Annotated in this window: 19 protein-coding genes; 11 read left to right on the top strand and 8 right to left on the bottom strand. The window is 62.2% G+C overall.

Annotated elements, in window-relative coordinates; all coding sequences use genetic code 11:
- Nucleotides 1-1,068: 1,068 nt before the first annotated feature.
- Nucleotides 1,069-2,340, bottom strand: a complete 1,272-nt coding sequence (locus ACFWAY_RS25630) for a nitrate/nitrite transporter (protein ID WP_378512638.1) — start codon at nucleotides 2,338-2,340, stop codon at nucleotides 1,069-1,071.
- 380 nt (nucleotides 2,341-2,720) lie between these two features.
- Here ACFWAY_RS25630 and ACFWAY_RS25625 point away from each other — a divergent pair, with 380 nt between their 5' ends.
- The 3 genes from ACFWAY_RS25625 (at nucleotide 2,721) to ACFWAY_RS25615 (ending at nucleotide 5,117) form a co-directional block, all read left to right on the top strand.
- Entirely contained in the window at nucleotides 2,721-3,602 is an 882-nt protein-coding gene (locus ACFWAY_RS25625; protein ID WP_378455024.1) for a PaaX family transcriptional regulator C-terminal domain-containing protein, read from the top strand.
- A gap of 182 nt (nucleotides 3,603-3,784) precedes the next feature.
- On the top strand, nucleotides 3,785-4,492 hold the full coding sequence (locus tag ACFWAY_RS25620) for a PaaI family thioesterase (protein ID WP_378512637.1): 708 nt from the start codon (nucleotides 3,785-3,787) through the stop codon (nucleotides 4,490-4,492).
- A gap of 226 nt (nucleotides 4,493-4,718) precedes the next feature.
- A complete protein-coding gene (locus tag ACFWAY_RS25615; RefSeq protein WP_378455084.1) occupies nucleotides 4,719-5,117 on the top strand; it encodes an acyl-CoA thioesterase in 399 nt (132 codons plus the stop codon).
- Between the two features lie 317 nt (nucleotides 5,118-5,434).
- Here the strand turns inward: ACFWAY_RS25615 and ACFWAY_RS25610 are convergent, their stop codons facing one another.
- The 6 genes from ACFWAY_RS25610 to ACFWAY_RS25585 all read right to left on the bottom strand — a co-directional run bounded on the left by ACFWAY_RS25610 (nucleotide 5,435) and on the right by ACFWAY_RS25585 (nucleotide 11,078).
- A complete protein-coding gene (locus ACFWAY_RS25610; protein WP_378512636.1) occupies nucleotides 5,435-6,250 on the bottom strand; it encodes a mycofactocin-coupled SDR family oxidoreductase in 816 nt (271 codons plus the stop codon).
- Nucleotides 6,251-6,419: 169 nt separating this feature from the next.
- A complete protein-coding gene (locus ACFWAY_RS25605) occupies nucleotides 6,420-6,719 on the bottom strand; it encodes an aldehyde dehydrogenase family protein (RefSeq protein ID WP_378512635.1) in 300 nt (99 codons plus the stop codon).
- A gap of 66 nt (nucleotides 6,720-6,785) precedes the next feature.
- Nucleotides 6,786-8,048: an MFS transporter gene (locus tag ACFWAY_RS25600; protein ID WP_378512634.1), complete on the bottom strand. Its 1,263-nt coding sequence runs from the start codon at nucleotides 8,046-8,048 to the stop codon at nucleotides 6,786-6,788.
- A gap of 208 nt (nucleotides 8,049-8,256) precedes the next feature.
- Nucleotides 8,257-9,270: a CoA transferase gene (locus ACFWAY_RS25595; protein WP_378455029.1), complete on the bottom strand. Its 1,014-nt coding sequence runs from the start codon at nucleotides 9,268-9,270 to the stop codon at nucleotides 8,257-8,259.
- Nucleotides 9,270-10,445 carry a CaiB/BaiF CoA transferase family protein gene (locus tag ACFWAY_RS25590; protein ID WP_378455030.1) on the bottom strand — a complete coding sequence of 392 codons (1,176 nt, stop codon included), beginning with the start codon at nucleotides 10,443-10,445 and terminating at the stop codon, nucleotides 9,270-9,272. Before ACFWAY_RS25590 ends, ACFWAY_RS25595 begins: the two co-directional genes overlap by 1 nt.
- A gap of 45 nt (nucleotides 10,446-10,490) precedes the next feature.
- Nucleotides 10,491-11,078 carry a MarR family winged helix-turn-helix transcriptional regulator gene (locus tag ACFWAY_RS25585; RefSeq protein WP_378512633.1) on the bottom strand — a complete coding sequence of 196 codons (588 nt, stop codon included), beginning with the start codon at nucleotides 11,076-11,078 and terminating at the stop codon, nucleotides 10,491-10,493.
- A gap of 224 nt (nucleotides 11,079-11,302) precedes the next feature.
- Here ACFWAY_RS25585 and ACFWAY_RS25580 point away from each other — a divergent pair, with 224 nt between their 5' ends.
- From ACFWAY_RS25580 to ACFWAY_RS25570, 3 genes are read left to right on the top strand one after another with little or no spacing between them, the layout of a single operon-like run.
- Nucleotides 11,303-12,343 (top strand): NAD(P)H-dependent flavin oxidoreductase, encoded by a 1,041-nt coding sequence (locus tag ACFWAY_RS25580; RefSeq protein WP_378512632.1) that lies wholly within the window; start codon nucleotides 11,303-11,305, stop codon nucleotides 12,341-12,343.
- Nucleotides 12,340-13,197 (top strand): enoyl-CoA hydratase/isomerase family protein, encoded by an 858-nt coding sequence (locus ACFWAY_RS25575; RefSeq protein WP_378455033.1) that lies wholly within the window; start codon nucleotides 12,340-12,342, stop codon nucleotides 13,195-13,197. Before ACFWAY_RS25580 ends, ACFWAY_RS25575 begins: the two co-directional genes overlap by 4 nt.
- Nucleotides 13,198-13,213: 16 nt before the next feature.
- Complete coding sequence (locus ACFWAY_RS25570) at nucleotides 13,214-14,662, top strand: MFS transporter (protein ID WP_378455034.1); 1,449 nt, start codon at nucleotides 13,214-13,216, stop codon at nucleotides 14,660-14,662.
- A 154-nt stretch (nucleotides 14,663-14,816) separates the two neighbouring features.
- Here the strand turns inward: ACFWAY_RS25570 and ACFWAY_RS25565 are convergent, their stop codons facing one another.
- Nucleotides 14,817-15,011, bottom strand: coding sequence for a hypothetical protein (locus ACFWAY_RS25565; protein ID WP_378455088.1), 195 nt, complete (start codon nucleotides 15,009-15,011; stop codon nucleotides 14,817-14,819).
- On the opposite strand from ACFWAY_RS25565, the gene ACFWAY_RS25560 reads away from it, so the two are divergent.
- The 5 genes from ACFWAY_RS25560 to ACFWAY_RS25540 all read left to right on the top strand — a co-directional run.
- Nucleotides 14,922-15,887 (top strand): phosphotransferase family protein, encoded by a 966-nt coding sequence (locus tag ACFWAY_RS25560; RefSeq protein WP_378459131.1) that lies wholly within the window; start codon nucleotides 14,922-14,924, stop codon nucleotides 15,885-15,887. The two genes, ACFWAY_RS25565 and ACFWAY_RS25560, sit on opposite strands and share 90 nt — an antisense overlap.
- Nucleotides 15,884-16,399, top strand: coding sequence for a hypothetical protein (locus tag ACFWAY_RS25555; protein WP_378455035.1), 516 nt, complete (start codon nucleotides 15,884-15,886; stop codon nucleotides 16,397-16,399). Before ACFWAY_RS25560 ends, ACFWAY_RS25555 begins: the two co-directional genes overlap by 4 nt.
- A complete protein-coding gene (locus tag ACFWAY_RS25550; protein ID WP_378512631.1) occupies nucleotides 16,396-17,850 on the top strand; it encodes an aldehyde dehydrogenase in 1,455 nt (484 codons plus the stop codon). Before ACFWAY_RS25555 ends, ACFWAY_RS25550 begins: the two co-directional genes overlap by 4 nt.
- Nucleotides 17,851-17,897: 47 nt before the next feature.
- Nucleotides 17,898-18,998 carry an NAD(P)-dependent alcohol dehydrogenase gene (locus ACFWAY_RS25545; RefSeq protein ID WP_378512630.1) on the top strand — a complete coding sequence of 367 codons (1,101 nt, stop codon included), beginning with the start codon at nucleotides 17,898-17,900 and terminating at the stop codon, nucleotides 18,996-18,998.
- Nucleotides 18,999-19,238: 240 nt separating this feature from the next.
- The coding region (locus ACFWAY_RS25540; protein ID WP_378512629.1) for an enoyl-CoA hydratase-related protein at nucleotides 19,239-19,546 on the top strand (308 nt) is incomplete at its 3' end.

Raw genomic sequence — 19,546 nt, 5'->3', positions numbered from 1 at the left:
TCATACGCCCAGTTGATCCCGCCCGTTTCTCGGTCCCGCGTTTCACAGTGTGTCGGCGAGCCAGTGCGCGGTCGGGGTCGAGTGCGGGAACGGCACTCGAGCGTCGGCAGCACGAGTTTGCGAAGGAGCGGGTGATCCGGGTCGTCGGTGCCGGCGATGCGGCGGGTGGTAAGTGCTCGCGGCGAATTCAGTAGAGGCGTCACGGTCGAGACCGACGAAATCGCCACCGAGATCACCCCCCGCGGGACTACCGTGCCGCTATAGTCGTTGCTGGCAATACCCGACTGCGGCGCCCTCGCGGCATCCAAGTTTGTCGGCGAGACCGCCGGCCTTACCGCTTCCATACGAAGGATGCGTTCGCTCGGAGCAATGCGACCGCACCGTTACCGGTGCGGTCGTCGAACGGTGCTCGACATCGGCTCTCGCGCACCGGGAACCGGGAGCTTAAAGGTAATCATTCATCGGATGGTGCTCACCCAGGGCCGCTGCCATGACGACGGCGCTACCGCTCGTCGGAGCGGGAGCATTCCAGGGATGAGGAAGGCGAAGGCGACGGGGTTGCGTCCAAAACAGTGGTGTAATAATCAGATTCGGCTCTGACCGGCGTGTCGTAGCCTAATGACGGCGGCCATCGAGTGACTCTGTGAGAGACCGTCCAAAGTCACTCGAGGAAGGACCACGCGATGACCACTGCCACGATATCGACCTGCACGAGTTCCTGACCGATGCCAGAGACTCGTGGACGGGTCCTCACATGAAATACGTAGGAACGACCGCCCGGTCTCCTTTTGCGGTTACCGACGCGGAGCGGCTGAGGATCGGACTTCGTTGCGTGCTGACGGGTTTGCACTGCATCGTTGAGTCTGGACCGCTGGTGGGGGCCTTGCTGGGCCGGCCGGGAAGGAGCCGGGCCGTCACCCCAAGCCCTGTTTCGGACACTGGTGCATAAGTTGTGACCCGATGAGAGTTGTACGCGCCCCTCATATCCGGGCGGCATACAACCCGTCGCCATCGTAACTATAGTTGTCTGCGCGATTCAGTGGACGGAACCCTGTGACAGGCCTGCGGTCAAGCGTTGCGGTTGACGACGACGGACACCGAGCCAGGTCGTTCGTTGACGAAGCACAACGCGACGACTGCCACGAGTGGCCCGGCGGCGAGCGTCGCGAACGCGGCGAGGAAGGACTTACCCGATGCCGCGAACACGGCTCCGACCGTGATCGGGACGAGCACACTGCCGATGTTCCAGAAGGCATTGGAGACGCCGGCGGAGGAACCCACGACATGGCTTGACACGAGTCGCGGGATCAGTGCCACGAGTAAGGGCAGGTAGCAGTACGCGGACAGTCCGAGGAAGGGGGCCGCGATCAGGAAGCCGAGCGGAGTGCTGAGCATGCCGAAGATGAGCAGGGTAACCGCGAAGCATCCGAGGACGATCATGGCGGGAACTCTGCGTGCGCCGTTGAAACGGTCCGAGATAATGCCGATGAGGGGTTTGCCGAATACGCCGAGTGCGGCAAAGAGCGCAACGATGAAGCCTGCGGTTGCGGGCGTTACCGAGTGTCCCTTGATCATCAGGGTGTTCGACCAGGTGATGAAGCCGTAGGTTCCCCAGCATCCGCCGAAGCCTGCTACCGCGACGAGCATGAGATTGCGGTTGCGCAGGATCGTCATGATGACCGCGCCGGTGGCGCTGGACTCCGCGGCTTCGGCCCGCAAGTCGACCGGGCCGGGACGGAGCAACATCCAGCAGATGCCGCCGGCGACGACGGAGAGGGCGCCGAAGACGTGGTAGGACGTCGTCCAGGCGAAGTGCTCGATCAGCATCGGGACGGTGGAGTTCGCGACCACGACGCCGATGGATGTCGCGGACAGGAATATGCCCATGGCTTTACCGAGCTCTTCGGGGCGGAACCAGCTGGTGATCAGTTTGACGCCTGCAGCGTAGTCGGCGCCGGCGAAGAGTCCGACAGCTGCTTGTACCGCGATGCCGACGGACGCCGAGGTCGTCGATCCGAAGATCATCATGAAGATGCCGGCCCCGATCAGGGAGGTGGTGACGATCGCGCGCCCACCCACCCAGTCGGTGAGGAAGCCGTTGCCAGCGTTCGACAGGACATACCCGATGTAGTAGGCGGTTGCGAAGGTGCCCAGGCTTGCCAGGGGGACCCCGAGGTCCTCGCCGACGAATACTGATGCGGGTCCCCATGTTGACCGGTCGACCGAGGTCAGTACCAGTGCCAGCCAGCACAGACCCAGGACGACCCAGCGGTACCGCGAGATCGGCGCAGACGCGGCGGTCAATCGTTCTGCCATGTCAATGGAGGTGTCGCTTCTCATGGCGCTGATCCTTTCGGGGACCCTGGTCGAGCAGAGCTCTGTTCTGGTCGACACCGGTGTACGTACTCGAGGTGTGAGCGCCTACCTCGGGGGTGCGTCACGTCACCCAGGTAGGCCGAAGTTGTGTGAATCACAGTAAGTCCGCACGAGCCCGATAGTCAACATAAGCATTGCGACACGTAATAGATACGTAGAAAGTACTCGTTGGAATGCTTCGATGTGCATGGCAGGATCACAGCGCGCGACCGTGCCGAGCTGCGACTATGGCGCTTGTCGGTTTGTACATTAGGAACTGTCGACCGGTCGAGGAGGCTCTTGTCTTCGGCGACTGGCGCGGTGAGCGGTTGAGTTGAAGGCTTGGGAACGTGGGAAGGTGAGGCATGACTGACGTCCGGTATCCCGATTCGGATGCGGCGCCCCTGGACGTTGCCGTGGGTGCTCGCCCGCTCGGAGTTGCCTCGACCAGTGCGAGGTCCGCTCTGCTCACCATTCTGGGCGAGTTCGTCGGTCCGCGACGGCAAGCGGTCTGGACCTCGACGCTGCTGCGCGCCCTCGCTGCAATAGGCGTGGAGCACAAAGCTGCTCGTCAGGCGATTTCCCGTATGGCGCAGGAGGGTCTGCTCGAGTCGGAGCGCTCGGGCCGACGCGTGCGGTGGTCTCTGACCGAGCGGGGTGCCACATTGCTTCGCGACGGTGCAGACCGAATCTACGGATTCTTGCGTGAAGACCGGAGCTGGGACGGCCGGTGGTTGGTCGTGAACGTCGCGGTGCCCGAGGTTCAACGCAGTCTGCGCCACCGTCTGCGGACGCAGCTCACATGGCTTGGCATGGGATCGCCGGCACCTGGTCTCTGGGTGATCCCGGACGCCGACAAGGAAGGCGCCGTCCTCGGGGTCCTCGAAGAATTGGGTCTTCGATCCAACGCATTTGCTTGGATCGGCAGCTGGGTTCCCGTCGAGGACGTTCAAAGCCTGATCTCTGCGGCCTGGACACTCGACGAGCTCGCGGCACAATATCGCGACTTCACTACTTGGGTCGCGGGAATGGCGCCTTTGACCCCGGCGGAGACATTTGTGGCTCAGGTGGCACTCGTCCATGAGTGGCGCCGTTTTCCCTTCCTCGATCCTGTCCTGCCCGCGTCGCTATTGCCCTCGGACTGGCCTGCGACGTGCGCGGTCGACGCCTTCATCGAAGGCCATGCGCGCTGGCACGACGCAGCCCAGGCTCAGTGGGAGGCCTGGGCCGCGGAAGAAGCTGGCTGACGGCCGGGTTTCCATCGGGTTCAACCCGTGCTCCGGGCGGCGGCTCCGGCCGGCGATGTGGCCAGCGAGTAAAAATTCTACATTTAACTTGACTAACGAAAGGTATTTGTAGAATATTAGAAAAGGGCGGCGTGTGGCCGAACCGATCGCTACCACTCTCCCCCTTCTGAAAGGAACCGGTTGTGACGTCGCTGTCTCTCGAACCGCGTGACTTCGAGATCGGTCTACACGAACCGCGGCACCCAGCTGAAATTCTCACCGGCTGTCGAGTGACGGCCCGCGGCGAGGACTGGGCTACGGCTGCGATGGTCCTTCCGCGGTTCGACTCGGCGCCGGAGATACCGCTGGGCTGGTTGGGCATCTTGGCGGATTCCGCTGCGGCGCAGGCTCTGGGCCGACTGTTCGCGCAGGGATTCGACGTGCGAACAGTTGACCTGCGTCTCGATGCTGTGGGAGCGGTTCCCGCGCCTGGGGCCGTGGTGACGGCGCACGGAGAGACGATCTCGTCCGACCACCGAACCGGTCTGAGCAGCGTTCGCCTCCGCGGGCCCGATGGCATGGATATCGCTGTGGGAACTGCGCGCTTCCTCGTTGTTCCCGGACAGCCCCCGCCTGGGCCCTCGGCCCCGCTCGTGAGGGACTCTGCCGTCCGGACCAATGTGGTCCCGGATTTACCGTCCCTGGACGAGATCTTCGGCATCACCGCGTCGGTCCGGCACGAAGAAACATCGACACTGACCGCGGAACTTCCCGCGGCGCTGTGTAACAAGCACGGCATCGTCCACGGTGGGCTTCATATCAGCCTGATCGACCACGCCATGCGAGCCCTCGTCGGCACTCCGGGACTCAACGCGCACCTGGGGTTCCGGAACTGCTCGACCTCACTCTGACTTATCAGCGGCCCATCGTTCCGGCCGTTGACGCCACGGTGCTTCTTCGTGCCACGGCCGAACGTCGGGGCCGACGGATCACCACAGTAAACGCTGCCGTGCAGACCCTGTCGGGCCGCGTCCTGACCTCAGGGCAAGGCACATTCTTGTCCGCAACGGAGGAGCGTCCGTGACCAGCAGCGGCACCGACAGACAGTTCCCGCCACGATCGGCGACACTATCAACGATGGTCGAGTGGTCCGACACCGATGCTGCAGGGCATCACCACAATTCATCGATTTTGCGATGGGTGGAGGCCTGTGAGGTCCGCTTGTACCGCCATGTGGGTTTGCTCGAGCACTTCCCGAGCATGCCCAGAGTTCAGCAAGTTGTGAACTACACATCGAAGCTCTGGTTCGGCCAGCAGGTCACCACAACAGTCCGCATACGCGCAGTGGGACGAAGCTCTATCACATTCGAATTCGACGTCTACGGAGAAGAATTCGACGGACAACCTCGCGCTCGTGCCGCCCACGGAACGTTCACCTCCGTGCATGTCCTCCCTACCGACTCTCGAGCGACGCCGTGGCCGGACAGCATCTTGAACCTTGTGGACCCGCAGCAGTCATGTCCGGCCGCTGTCTGAGCACCGAGATCAGGGTGGTCAGCCGGACAATCGGCTGAGCGCGGTTCGGCTCGCGTTGCCTATGGCCATTGCCGGGGCGTGGGTGTACCGGGGAGGTGGTCCACTCCGGTGAGCCAATCCGACGAGCCGAGCCGGGTGCTCGATGTCATGCGCGGGTGAGCTCGAACCCGTAATATTCCCTGACGGCACCGTCGGCCACCTACCCCCTGCCCGCACGGCGACGTGCCGGACCGGCGCAGTCAGGGAGTGCGGCGAGCCTGGACGTCGTCTACATCGAGCTGAACCAGGGGTACTACGCCAAAACTGAGCAGTGAGAGTTAGAAGTTGGTATTCCCTGCGTCCACGGTAAGCTCGGTGCCGGTCACGAACTGGGCATCGTCGGACGCGAGGAAAAGGACCGCGTTGCTGATGTCATTTGCTGCGAGTCGTTCGACTGGAAGCGCATTCATGAAGGTTCCCCCGAACCGTGGGTTGGAATCGATGAGCTCACTTATGCGTGCCAGCCCACTCGTGAGGTCCGTGGCGACACCCGCCGGGTGCACAATATTGACCCGAATGTTGTGCTGGGCAAGTTCGTTGGCCAATGTTTTCGTGAGGCCGACCAACCCATGCTTGGACGCTACATAGGGGGCAAAGAAAGGCAGGCCCTTGACTCCACAGGTAGAACCCGTGCAAACGATTGATCCGCCGCCATTTGAGATCAGATGTGGTGCTGAGACAACCATTGTGTTCCAGGCGCCGGTGAGGTTCGTATCGATGACGTCCTCCCACGCCTCGGGGGTGACCTCGTCCCAGGTCGCGAGTATGCAGATACCGGCATTTGCGACGACTATGTCGAGCCGCCCGAGTTCGGCGACGCCGTGATCGACAGCGGATCTGAGCTGTTCGAGATCTCGGACGTCGGCGGTGTGGCTGACGATCCGCCTTCCGAGAGCTTGCACCTCCTTGACGGTCTGCTCCAGATCCTCCGCGGTGGACATCGGGTAATCCGTTGTTCCGTAATCGGTGCACACGTCCACCGCGATGATGTCCGCTCCTTCGCCTGCGAGGCGAAGTGCATGACTGCGCCCCTGGCCGCGCGCGGCTCCGGTGATGACCGCCACCTTTCCCGCGAGCCGTCCATTTGAGGTCATTTCGTTCTCCTATTCAACAGTGAAACTGAACCAATCTTCATAGCCCTTAGGGCTCGCTACACAAATCGAGTCCAGGGCTTGTGTAGCCAGCGATCGCTCGCGTAGATGGACTTGTATTCGGTGTATGCCTCCAGTGCTTCGGGGTCGACTCGCGGACTAGGCCTGTTTTTCATCCCACCGAACGGCGCACCGGGGTCGAGGGTTTAGTAGTTGATCCCAAACGAGCCAGTTCGTACACTCCGGCGAAATCAAGCATCAGAGAGGCCCGATCGGTCGCGCTCATGCGACCCCAGGGGCCGCGGTCCAGAGCGTTTCGTGCCGACTCCACCGCACGCCCGATGTCACGCCGATTTCCCAGGGGAGCCCAACCGATCGCCTCCTCGGTGGCGGCCTCGATAACCTCGACCGAATCCGTGCTGTCGGCCGGCACCCACTCGCCGTCGACATAGAGAGATTTATGCTCGATCACGGGTACTCCTCCGGAAGCGGCGTGCCGCTTTTATGAATTATCACCTCTGGTGATTTGGGAACCGTGTCAGACTTCTTCTAGGCTTCGATTCGATGTCTTCACTCCGAATAATCCCAGTGAACTTGCGAATACGAGGGCGCAAGCAGCCAAATAGAGAAATACTGACGAAAAGCCGAAGCTAGTGAATATGGCCGCTACGACGAACCCCTGGGCCAGGCCGGCGACGCGTCCCGTTCCGTTTGCGATTCCTGCGCCGAATCCACGCAGGTTGGTCGGAAATACCTCCGGTGCGTATGTGTAGAGAACTGATAGTGCAGCGAAAAGTAATGCGGTCAGCAGGAATCCTGATAGGACGGTAACGGTGGCATTGTCCGAGAAGGCGAAGAGCGTAAGAAGGGCCGCGACAAGCGCCATGCACACTGACCCCACCACGCGGCGTTCAAACCTGTCGATGATCGGATACACCAGGAAGGCGCCCAGGGCGCTTGCCAGTGACATGATGAAGGCAGCGTGCATTGACTGTTCTTGGGAAAGCCCGCGTTCCATCAGAAGGGTTGCGACCCAGCCGTTGAATCCGTAATTGATCAGCACGAAACAGCTCATACATACGGAAAGCGTGATCAGCCGTCCCAAATATTTACGGGTGAACAAGTCGGACACTCGCCCGGCGGGGACCGGTTCGGTGACCACTACCTCAGGGAGTTCCTTTCCGGTTTTCTGTCGAGCCTCGGCTTCCAACTTGTCGACCAGCCCCTCGGCTTCGGCCGCTCGCCCGTTATCGACCTGCCAGCGCACCGACTCCGGAAGAGTGCGCATCCCGACCAAGGTTCCGATGATTCCCACACTTCCGATTGCGAATACCCAACGCCACATTCCAGGGCCCATCGGAATAAGAAAACTAGCGAGGCCTGCAACCACAGGAATTCCGATGCATCCAAATCCAAGTAGGAGTGCTTGATAACGTCCTCGGAGATGCTTTGGATACATTTCGCTGACAAAGACAAGTAGAACGCCGATCATCGCCTGGAGCCCCAGTCCGGTGAGCGCGCGGTAGACGCCGAGAGAGGTCACGTTCGGTGCGAGGCCTGTAGCCAGCGAGAACGCCGAGTAGAAGACAACGGAGCCTAGGATTATCGGGCGCCGACCCACACGATCAGCCAATCTCCCTCCCACCACGGCACCGATCATCATGCCGACGAAAGTGGTTGACGAGAGGAGCCCGATGGTGGAGATGCTCAGTCCCCACTCGGCTCGGAGCGCTGGTGCCGTGTATCCGAGCATGGCGGCATCCATGGTGTCGAAGAAGAAGAAGAAGGCGAGAAGCGTCATCCACTTCTTGTGTGTGGCTGTCGCTATCGGCAGTCGATCGATTCGGGCTTTGAGAACTGCAGCAGTGTCTTGCTGCCAAGAGAGCGGAGTAGTCATTGTTCCTCTGGGTTTTCCTCTTGGGGACCCGAGTCGGCTCGACGCGTCGGCGGTAGTGAGAGAGGCGGTTGGTCGGGCAAGCCCGGTCGGGTTCGGTACCCGTCTACAAAGGTCAGGGTGTTTGCGCGCAGGTTTCGACCCAGGGCCGGCCGGGCACCGTAGCGGGGGTGCCGTCGGCGAGTGTGATGGTCTCGAAGAAGTTCCGGTGCTGCATCTGAATGTCGTCGGTGAGTTCGTCCACTCGGCGGACGGGGGCCATCGGAACCTTGTGCTGTTGAGCCAAATCCAGAAGTTCGTCGCGGGTGTGGCTCGTCAACCACGGGATGACAAGTTCATCGACTTCATCCGGGTAGTCCATAGCCATCGCCCGGGCGTCGGTGTATCGGGGGAGAGAGGCCCACTCCGGTGAACCCATCATCTCGACGAACCGGTCCCACTCGGGGGCGGTTCGGGCGATGAGGGCGACGTGCCCGTCCTTGCACGGGAAGATTCCGAAGGGGTAGCGCCCGCCGGATCCCGGTGCTCGATAGCCGGCTCGGGTGAGCTCGATTCCGTAGTACTCGCCGACGGCACCGTAGATGCGTACGTAGGAGGCCAGTACTTCGGCGCCGCTGATTTCCACCATGGCACCAGTGCCTTGTCGGCGGGCACGGAGCACCGCCGCGCAGGTGGCCCCCGCCCCGCTGATCCCCAACTGCAAGGCCCCCAGCGCGTACGGGGCGGCGAGCGGCTCGCGGTCCGGATAGCCGGTGACGTGCATCAGACCGGACATCGCCTGCATCGCAATCTCGTTGGCATGCCAGTCGGCTCGGTGACCGGTGCGGCCCAGCGGTGACAGGGCGGTGACGACGAGCGCAGGGTAGTCGCGGCGGAGGGTATCGAGTGATACACCCTGGGCCTTCAATGCTTCGTCGTCGAGATCGGTGAGGAACACCTCGGCACCAGGAAGGAGGTCGGTGACTGCGCTCGTGCTGGCGAGCTTGTGGATGTCGAGATACGGGTCGGGCTCGGAGGTATCGATGCGCACAACGGTCGCGCCGACATCGGCGAGAAGTTTGCCGGTAAAAGCCGCGGACCGCGTACCGGAAAGCTCGAGGACCGTTACTCCGGCCATTGAGTCGTACATCAGTGAAACGCTCCTTCAGCGGTCAGACGATCGAAGTCCTCGGAGGCGACACGGAGAAGTTGGGTCATGATCTCTTCGGTGTCCGAGCCGAGCAACGGTGACGACGAGCGAACACGCGGGACAGCGCCGTCGAGGTGCCACGGAATACTGGTCGTAATCAAGGGGCCGAGGACGGGATGTTCGACCTCCTGGAAGAGCCCACGATCCCGGAAAGCCTGATCCTGCAATACCTCCTGGGGGGTCAGTACCGGCGTCGCGGCGATTCCCGTTGACTGGAGTTGGGTAACCAATTCCTCGCTGGAAACCGCGTCGGGGCGGGTGGAGACGAGATCGCCCTCGGGTGCATCATCGACGACGACCCACCGGCCGTCGCTGCACGGCACCACTTCGCGGCGACCGGTGGAGGTGGTGTTTCCGGTGGGTCCCGGCGCCTTTCCTGTGGTTGCGTACTCGACCATGGCCTCACCGAGCAGTGCGACGCATGCCTCGGTCTGGGAGAGATCGAGATGCCGTCCACCACCGGTCCGGGTGCGTCCGTTGAGGGCGGCGAGCACGAGGAAGGCGCCGTAGAATGAGCAGTTGAGGTCGGCCATCGCGGTCGCCGACGCTCCGACGACCGCGCCGTCCTCATATCCGATCACGCCCTCCAGTCCGGCGAGCGAACTCATGATCGGTGCGTATGCGCGTTGCTGGCACAGCGGACCGGTCTGGCCGTAACCCGTGGCCGACAACACCACCAGGCGGGGGCACTGATGCAACAGGTCTTCGATGGACAGGCCGAGTCGTTCGAGCCAGCCGGGTGCGAAGTTCTGGACGAAGACGTCCGCTTCGCGGAGCAGTCGCAGGAACAAGTCGCGGCCGGCCTCGGTCTTCAGGTTCAGCGTGACACTGCGCTTACTGGCACTCGCTTCGTGGAGTAGGCCGAAGCCTTCCAATCGCAACGTCTCGGGGTCGGCGAGCCCCGACATTTCCTCTCGTGGCACCCGCACCCGGTTGACGTCCAACTTGGCGCGGGATTCGACCTTGATCACTTCGGCGCCGAGTTCGGCGAGGATCCGGCCGGTCAGCGGTGCCGCGACCCCGGTCGAAACTTCGACGACCCGGATGCCGGACAGCCAATCAAGTGGACGGGGCGGTGTTGCAACCTCAGTGGGTTGCTTCGTTACGCGAACCATTTTTCAAGAGTGAATGTGATCGCCGTAACTGTCAAGGGGGACGAACTAAATTCTGTCGGCGGGTCGCTCCTGGTGAATGGGTTCCGCCTGTCGGCGGGGGCGCTTGACGGTGCGCCCATGAACTCGGGGCCACAGTTCGGGATCGATGTCGGCGATTTTCCACAGGGCGGGGAGCGCGGCGGCGAGTGCGACGCGTTCGTGGTCGGCCAGGGTGGAGATGCGCTCGGCGAGTGTCTGGTTGCGCAATTGCTGGTTCTCCTCGAGGATGCGCCGGCCTGCCGCGGTGATCGCGACCCGGACCTGGCGGCGGTCCTCGAGGCCCTCGCGCTTCTCGACCCATCCGGCCTTGGCCAGTCGACCGACGATTTCGGTCATGGTCGAAATTGCGCGGCCATCGGCGGCCGCCAGTTCGGTGATCGGCATCGAATCAGCGGCCGTGAGCTGGCTCAACACCAAACTTTGCGCGGGGCCGAGGGGGGCATTGGCGTTCGTTTCCCGCAGCCGATTGCCGATCATGGTCAGCGGGGGGCGACTTGCTGCTGCGATCTCCGTGGACTCGAGGGCGGCGGGGTTCCGGCCTAGTAGGCCCGGAATGGACAGAGGGTCGGATTCGGTGTGGGGGTCACTATCCATCAGCGTCACCTGTATGTCTCCTCGAGGTTGGTAAATCCATCAGGGGGTCCGTGAATGACCTCTTGACAGCGAACTCATCAAGAGTAATAGTACGGGAACTATGATTCGTGTCACGAAGTTATTTACCCTTGGTGAGTGGCAGCGATGCGGAGTGGGCGGATCAATTCTTCCGGCATGGGCCGCCACACCCTCTGCCGGTGCTGCGCCGACGCGAAAGGCACATGATGAGTGACAAAGTGCGCGGTCCCCTCGCCAACCGCTACACAGATCTGGTCGGTATCCGGCACCCGGTAGTTCAGGAAGGGATGGGCCCGTTCGGGACCACCAGACTGGCCGCGGCGGTGTCGAACGCGGGCGGTCTGGGCACGGTGAGCGTGCCTGGAACGGACGGCGACCTTCATGCGGCCGCAGCCGAGCTGCGCCGCAGCATCGAGGAATGCGCGACCCGCACCTCCGCCCCGTTCGCGGTGAACATCCCGGTGGGCCACGACCGTAACGGTGGGATCGCGACATTCGCGCGCATTTATCTCGACGCGGTGTTCGCGGCACGACGGGGCGATGCCGGGATCGCAAGCCGGTTGCGCGTTCTGACCACCTCTGCCGGATTCCCCGCCGGCCTGACCGCGAGGATCCACGACGAGGGCATGATCCACCAACACAAGGTGGGTGCCACGCGGCATGCCGTGAAGGCGGTCGAAGCTGGCGTCGACGTCGTCATTGCCGCCGGTTCGGAAATGGGCGGGCACGCACCGGCCAGCGGTATGCACACCTTCGTGCTCGTTCCGAACGTCGCCGCCGCGGTCGATGTGCCAGTCGTGCTCACCGGAGGCGTGCGAGACGGCCGCGGGTTGGCCGCCGCGCTCTGTCTCGGCGCCGACGCCGTCGCTCTCGGTACCCGATTCGCGGCGACCACCGACAACACCGAATGGCACCCCGCCTACCGGGACGCCCTCGTCGCAGCACAGGAAGGTGACGACCTGTTGATCGACGGCGTCTTCGGGCCGTGCCGGATGCTACGTAACCCCGCCGCGGAGAAGATGCGGACCGGCACCACCCCCCAGGCCGAGAAGATCGCCGCAATGCGGCGCGCCCAAATCGAGGGCGACACCGAAAACGGACTCGTGCTGATGGGGCAGGTTGCCAGCGGTATCTCCGACGTTGTCACGGTCGCGGAATACCTGCCCAGGATTGTTGACGAGGCGGCGGAGATCCTCACATCAATACAACCGTCTCCTAACACGCCGATGAAAGGATACAAACGATGAGCAATGCCATCCTGGTAGAGCGCGAGGGACCGGTTGCCAAACTCGTCATGAACCGTCCCGAGAAGCACAACGCCCTCCGGTTCGCCGATCTCGATCTGCTGGTCGAGAAACTGCACGAGTTGGAGGACGACGACGACGTCAAGGTCATCATCCTCAAAGGAAACGGACGGTCCTTCTGCTCCGGACACGACTACAACGACGCCGCCAAGTCCTACGGACTCGAACCGGGCGCTGACGGAACGAAGCCGCGCCGCCCCAGTCAACGATCCCGGCTTTCGCGAGATCGCAAACTGGGGGAGAACTACAAGGCATTCCACTTCTCGCTCAAGCCGGTCATCGCGCAGGTCCAAGGTGTGTGCACCGGTGCAGGCATGTACCTCGTGGAACTGGTCGACCTCGCCATCGCCGCAGACACTGCCCGATTCAGTCACGCCGAGCAACGGTTGGGCTTGGCCGGTAACACTTGGCATCTGAACACCCAGATCCTCAAGTACGGGCCGAAGAGGGCCCGCGAGATCCTCCTGCTCGGAGACGAATTCGATGGCCGGGATGCGGAGCGATTCGGGGCGGTGAACCGGTCGGTGCCGGAGGCCGACCTCGAGGGCACCGTCCAAGCATGGGCCGAGCGGATCGCCCAGCATCCCAGAGATGCCTTGGTGACGGGACGGGCCATGTGGCAGCAGGCGATGGAGAGTCTGGGCGGAAGCGAGCAGTTCGCTCGCGGATATGTCGGGCACACCCTGGGCACGAACCTCAGATTCGAAGAGGACGAATTCAACTTCCTGCGAGAGCGCAGCCGGAGCGGCACCAAGAACGCCTTCGCGCAACGGGAAGGTCACTACTCAGTCAAGTGACGTTCAGGAACCACAAGTGTTGCTGAACAACCGGGACCCCAACCATCAGGAGGACCCGATGAACGGATCACCCAGATCGGACCGGATAAGGATGCATGCAGGCGATATGACTACTTCGACCTCCTGGCAGCAAGACTCGACTGCCATTCTCAAAGCCCGAATTGATCGACTGCCGCTTGCGACCGCCACACACAAAAAGTGGATGGTTCTCCTTGCTTTCTTCTTCTTCTTCGACACATTAGATGCCGCAATGCTCGGCTACACGGCACCTGCTCTACGGGCCGAATGGGGACTATCTATCTCTACGATCGGGCTTCTCTCGTCTGTCACCTTTGTAGGCATGATGATCGGTGCAGTGCTAGGAGGGAGACTGGCCGACCGGCTAGGTCGGCGGAAGATAATACTATCGGCTGTTGTCTTCTACTCGGTTTTCTCCTTGGCGGCAGCCCTCTCGCCAAATGTGATGTTTCTCGGTGCCTTCCGTGTCCTCACGGGAGTGGGGCTCCAGGCCATGACCGGCGTATTGCTTGTGTTTGTCAGTGAAATGTACCCAAAGCATCTGCGAGGTCGCTATCAAGCCCTCCTCCTCGGTTTTGGCTGTGTAGGAATTCCGGCCGTTGCAGGAATCTCCAGCATCGTTATATCAATGGGTCCCGGAATGTGGCGTTGGGTATTCGTGGTCGGAGGTCTGGGAATCATCGGAAGTCTGATCGGCATGCGCGTCCTCCCCGAGTCTGTGCGATGGCAGATCGATAATGGGCGAGAGGTCGAAGCCGAGACGCTGATCGGCAAGCTCGAGGACGAGGCGCGACGCAAAACTGGAGGGGAACTCCCCGAGGTTGTCGTAGCCGAACCGGTACCCACCGGCCGCGTGTCGGAGTTGTTCTCTCGTAAGTATATTGGCCGACTGATCGTTCTCTCCGTCTGCATGATCTGTTTCATTTTGATCAACTACGGCTTCAACGGATGGGTAGCGACCCTCCTCGTCGAGCGCGGGCTTCCCCAAACGCAGGCCCTGCACATAGCGTTTATGATGTCGCTGGCAAGCGTCCCGGGCTCCTTCCTGGCGTACCCCATCATCGACAAATTTGAACGCCGTAGAGTGGGCGCGGTCAGCATGGTACTCGTCGCGGTATTTCTTCTCGCCTTCGCTGTCGTGGACAGTCTCATTCTGATCGTCATCTCAGGGTTTCTGCTGACGGCGTTCTCGTACGTCGCACTGTCGGTTCTCTACACCTATGCTCCGGAGATTTTCCCGACAAATCTTCGCGGCCTGGGTGCAGGAATTGGAAACGGAATGGGACGCGTTGCCGGCCTAGCCCAGGGGTTCCTCGTAGCCGGTATCTACAACGGCTTCGGATTCGCTCCCGTCTTCGCCTACATGGCAGTCTGCGCTCTGGTATTCGCGATCACGATGGGATTCTTCGGAATGAATACGTCGAATCGGAGTTTGGAAGAAGTCTGACCGCACCCCCTTCACAATGAGGAGAAAAACTGTGAAACTCGAGACCGAACTGCCGGCAGGTCTTCGTCACGGCAACGAAGCGCCCGGTGAGGATGCAATCGAAAGGAACCTGCACGAGTTACTCGACGAACGGGCACGCCGCCGCGCCCTGGGCTCACGAAGTCGAGCCGGGATCACCCCCGAAGAGGCCGAGGTACGAATTACTCGCTTCCTCCGCAACCGCCTCGATGAGGAGTTCGAGGTCACCGACGTCGTTCAGCTGTCCGGTGGCGGTGCAAACGAGTGCTACTCGTTCCGCCTGTCCCGTGGCGGAGGATCCGAGCGGCTCGTACTCCGGATCAAGTCCCACGGGGCTTGCTGTGAGACGAATGTCCAGCGTGAGTTCTCCATGCTGAACGCCGTGAAGTCGGCGCTGCCGGTTCCGACGGCATACTGGATATCCCCCGGCTCGGACGACTTCGGCTCACCTGCGATGATCACCAGCTTCGCCGAGGGGGTCTCTGCACCAACCGATGCCGTTCCCCTCGCCACCGGACTGGGCACGGTGTACGGCCCGAGGCTGCAGAAATTGCTCGCCCCTCAGTTCGTCGAGCACCTCGCCCACCTGCACGCCTACGACTGGTCTGGTGCAGATCTCGAGGGATTCGATATTCCGAGTGCCCAGACGACCCAAGCCCTGGACTGGCGGTTGACTTTCTGGGACCGGGCGTGGGACGAGGATGCCTTCGAACCCCATCCGACGATCACACTTACTCGGGAGTGGCTCTGGCGAAACCGGCCGCCTGTCGATCAAGTGTCGTTGCTGCACGGTGACTACCGAAACGGGAACTTCCTCTTCGATGAGCACAGCGGCGAGATCAAGTCCGTAATCGACTGGGAACTCTGCTATCTGGGTGACCGCCATTCCGATCTTGCATACGCCATGCTCCCCGCATGGGGTTCGGTGGGGGAATCAGGAGAGTTCCTCAATTCGGGCCTGGTTGAAACGGAGCAATTCATCGCAGACTACGAGCGGATCTCGGGGCTCACAGTCGACCGGGAACGCCTGAACTACTACATGGTCTATGCGCTCTACTGGTCAGTGATCTCGCTGATCGGAACGGCCCCACGCAATGCAGACCTGCGGATGACCCAGCTCGATGTCATGTACAACTTCATCTATCCAGGTCTGGGCGCGTATTTCTCGAAAGAACTCAACCGACTCGTATCTGGAGTTTCCGCATGATTCCGACCGTTACTCAGCAACTTGAAGCGATTCGACGCAGGCTCACCGAGACCGTGGTACCCGCACTGCCCGAAAGCGCGCACTTCGCCCATGAGCAGGTCCTCTTGATCGATGCCACCCTCGGGTCCCTGATCGAATGCCATGAACACGAGTATCGATACGCGGTGGTCGAGTATCAGGATTACCGGACGACCCTCACCGCGTTCGCCCAGATGATCGCGTCGGACGAGCGCGACGTCATCGACATTCTGAATGAGGACGGGCCGAGTGCCACGGAGGCAGCAACCCCGCTTCACGTGATCACCGAAAAGACGCGTCGGATGAAGGTGCTCACCGAGCGTCTCTATCAGCAGCTGAGCGGCCGGCGTGCCGGAGGAGATTCATCGGCGGCTGACCTCATGGCGAGCCTCGCCGCGCGGCAGGTCGAACGCGAGGCCTCCTGGTTCCGTCAGGCCGGATTCACCCGGGACGATGCGATGCCGATCGGCACGCTTCTGGAGGGTTACCGGTGATCGAGCATAAATCTCTCTATGTCGACGGCGAGTGGGTGCCGGCCGACAGCACGGATTCGGTGGAGGTCATCGAGGCCGCCACCGAGGAGACGATCGGTAGGGCTCCCCTGGGAAACCGGCGTGACATCGGGCGTGCAGTGGATTCGGCACGAAACGCTCTGGACCGCGGCCCCTGGGGTCGCATGAGCGCGACCGAGCGGGCCTCTCTGATGCTTGATTTCGCCGACGAACTCGAGGCCCGCGCCGACGACACTGCCACCCTGGTCAGCCGAGAGAACGGCATGCCGATCACGCTGTCGCGGGTGGCCAATGGATCCGGCCCGGCGGCGACGCTTCGGATGTACGCCAACTTGGTGGCGGACGCGGAGACCGAGGATGTCCGTGCCAGTCTGCGCGGTTCGACCATCGTCCGACGAGAACCTGTTGGTGTGGTGGGTGCGATCACGCCGTGGAACTCGCCGCAGACGCTGGCGGTCATGAAGATCGCGCCGGCACTTGCGATGGGGTGCACCATCGTCCTCAAGCCGTCGCCCGAAACCGCGCTGGACGCCTTCGCGTTCGGAGAAGCGGCGAGCGCGGCCGGGATTCCGGGTGGAGTGCTCAACATTGTGCCAGGCGATCGCGACGCCGGTGCGGCACTCGTCTCACACCCTGCCGTCGACAAGATAGCCTTCACCGGTTCCACGGCGGCGGGGCGAGCAATCGGTGCCGAATGCGGTCGGTTGATCCGACCGTGCACATTGGAACTCGGCGGCAAATCAGCATCGATCGTCCTTGACGATGCCGACCTGAATGTCTTCGCCGCCGGCCTGCCGGATTCGAGTTTCCGCAACAACGGTCAGATTTGCGCGCTTCAATCCCGAATCCTCGCTCCGCGTAGTCGATATGACGAGATCGTCGATGTCGTCGCCGACCATGCCCGCAACCTCGTGCTCGGAAATCCGTTGGATCCCAAAGTGACCTGTGGGCCGATGGTCAGTGCAGTGCACCGCTCCCGGGTGCTGGCACACATCGATGGTGCACGTTCTGGAGGTGCCGTCCTCGTGACAGGGGGTGGTAGGCCAGTTGATCAAGCGCGTGGGTGGTTCGTCGAACCCACCGTGTTTTCCGGTGTCTCGAACTCGGATCCCATTGCCAGGGAGGAAGTCTTCGGTCCAGTCATCGTGGTGATCCCCTATGACGGTGACGACGACGCAGTCCGGATCGCCAACGACAGCAGCTACGGGCTGGGCGGCTCCGTCTGGACACAAGATGAGACCCGCGGGCTCGAGATCGCTCGACGCGTACGGACTGGCTCGTTTGGGATCAACTACTACACCCTCGACCCCGGTGCGCCGTTCGGTGGGATGAAGGACAGCGGCCTCGGCCGCGAGTTCGGCCCCGAAGCACTGGAGGCCTACACCGAATACAAGTCCATCTACGCGAGCGATCGCTGGTTACACAAGCAGTAGGTCGGCACCACTTCAGGTTCTGCCCCTCATCGGAAGGAGTATTCATGTTGCGGATCCGTGCCGCCGTGGCGAGAGAGAAGGAGGCACCGTTATCACTCGAGGAACTGACGCTCGACGACCCACGATCCGATGAGGTACTCGTCGAGGTGTCGGCCGTCGGGCTCTGCCACACCGATGTGGCAGTCCGAAACCAGTGGATGCCTGTGCCTTTGCCGATCGTTCTCGGACATGAGGGTGCCGGCATCGTCCGCGCCGTGGGCAAATCGGTCACCAAGGTTGCCCCCGGGGATCGCGTCGTAATGACCTACTGGCACTGTGGCGAATGCCACTACTGCGCAAGCGGGCACCCGGCCTACTGCGTCGATCACGCGACGTGGACGACGGGCGGGAGCAGACCGGATGGAACCAATGCTCTACACGGAGACGGATCTGTGCACGGATTCTTCTTCGCGCAGTCGTCCTTCGCCACTCATGCGGTTGCGACCGAACGCAATGTGGTAAAGGTCGGCGCGGACGCGGACCTCGTTGTGGCGGGTCCGCTCGCGTGCGGACTTCAAACAGGCGCCGGAACCGTCATGAACAGACTAGCTCCACCAGTGGGGTCCAGCATCGCAGTCTTCGGTGCCGGAGCGGTGGGACTAGCGGCTGTCATGGCAGCCAAGGTCGTCGGGTGTACCACCATCATCGCTGTCGATGTCCATCCTTCTCGGCTGGACTTGGCGCAGGAACTAGGTGCTACACACACGATCGACGCCTCGGATGGAAGGGACGTCATGCAGGCCCTCCGGTCTGTCGCACCGTCGGGTGTGAACTACAGCGTGGAGACGAGCGCGGTACCAGCGGTGGCGGCACAAGCGATCGACTGTCTGGCGCCCACGGGGACCTGCGCAATTCTGGGTGTAGGCCCCAGGGGAACAGAGCTTTCGACAGATATGACGCGCCTTCTTTCCACCGGTCGCACCATCACGGGCGTGGCAATGGGTGATACCCGCCCTGAGGAGTTCATCCCTGTTCTGCTCGACCTCCATCGGCAGGGACGATTTCCAGCGGACCGGCTGATCACCACGTACACCCTCGACGAGATCAATCAAGCCATCGACGACGCCGAGACCGGCAAAATCGTGAAGGCAGTGCTCGTCCCGGGGTGAGCACACCGGTGACCCGCGCAGCCCTCGCACCTTGCTCGACACATTCGATGCCGCGACGTCGCCGCCGCGCTTGAACTGAACACACGTCGGGTCCACCGTATGTGGCTCGCCGACGCCGAAGTATACGAACCCTGATCGTTCCTGGCCTGGCCGGTGTACACGTGACGTGGGCAAACCTGTCAAGCCTGCACCACACCAGGGCCCCGGATCGACCACTTCCACCCACGAGAGGACAGCGCGATGGACCTCAAGGTCACCCGCTACGAAATCCGCGAGAATGGTGTCGCCACGGTGTGGCTCGACCGCCCTGGCCGTGGCAACTCCTGGACGTCCCGCATGAATGCTGAGCTCCGCTGGACCATGGCAACCCTCGATGCGGATCCCGCCGTTCGGGCCGTGGTCCTCACCGGCGGCGGTAATCAGTTCTGTGTCGGCGCCGATACCAAGGCACTGGACTTCTACACCGAGACCGACGAAAAGTATGCCGACACCGTCAACAAGCCCGACTTCGCACGCCCCGGCCACGGGGTGAATCCCCAGTTCGACCA

The organism is Rhodococcus sp. NPDC059968 (genome assembly GCF_042738615.1).
Lineage (GTDB): Bacteria > Actinomycetota > Actinomycetes > Mycobacteriales > Mycobacteriaceae > Rhodococcus_F.
Note: the sequence above shows the minus strand (reverse complement) of the source record. Positions and strands in the feature narration are given on the sequence as shown.

Excerpts from the sequence above, each read along its gene's own strand:
- ACFWAY_RS25585 (WP_378512633.1), bottom strand. The coding sequence starts at position 11,078 with ATGGATAGTGACCCCCACACCGAATCCGACCCTCTGTCCATTCCGGGC.
- ACFWAY_RS25595 (WP_378455029.1), bottom strand. The coding sequence starts at position 9,270 with ATGTACGACTCAATGGCCGGAGTAACGGTCCTCGAGCTTTCCGGTACG.
- ACFWAY_RS25630 (WP_378512638.1), bottom strand. The coding sequence starts at position 2,340 with ATGAGAAGCGACACCTCCATTGACATGGCAGAACGATTGACCGCCGCG.
- ACFWAY_RS25580 (WP_378512632.1), top strand. The coding sequence starts at position 11,303 with ATGAGTGACAAAGTGCGCGGTCCCCTCGCCAACCGCTACACAGATCTG.
- ACFWAY_RS25590 (WP_378455030.1), bottom strand. The coding sequence starts at position 10,445 with ATGGTTCGCGTAACGAAGCAACCCACTGAGGTTGCAACACCGCCCCGT.
- ACFWAY_RS25610 (WP_378512636.1), bottom strand. The coding sequence starts at position 6,250 with ATGACCTCAAATGGACGGCTCGCGGGAAAGGTGGCGGTCATCACCGGA.
- ACFWAY_RS25600 (WP_378512634.1), bottom strand. The coding sequence starts at position 8,048 with ATGACGCTTCTCGCCTTCTTCTTCTTCTTCGACACCATGGATGCCGCC.
- ACFWAY_RS25615 (WP_378455084.1), top strand. The coding sequence starts at position 4,719 with ATGGTCGAGTGGTCCGACACCGATGCTGCAGGGCATCACCACAATTCA.
- ACFWAY_RS25625 (WP_378455024.1), top strand. The coding sequence starts at position 2,721 with ATGACTGACGTCCGGTATCCCGATTCGGATGCGGCGCCCCTGGACGTT.
- ACFWAY_RS25555 (WP_378455035.1), top strand. The coding sequence starts at position 15,884 with ATGATTCCGACCGTTACTCAGCAACTTGAAGCGATTCGACGCAGGCTC.
- ACFWAY_RS25575 (WP_378455033.1), top strand. The coding sequence starts at position 12,340 with ATGAGCAATGCCATCCTGGTAGAGCGCGAGGGACCGGTTGCCAAACTC.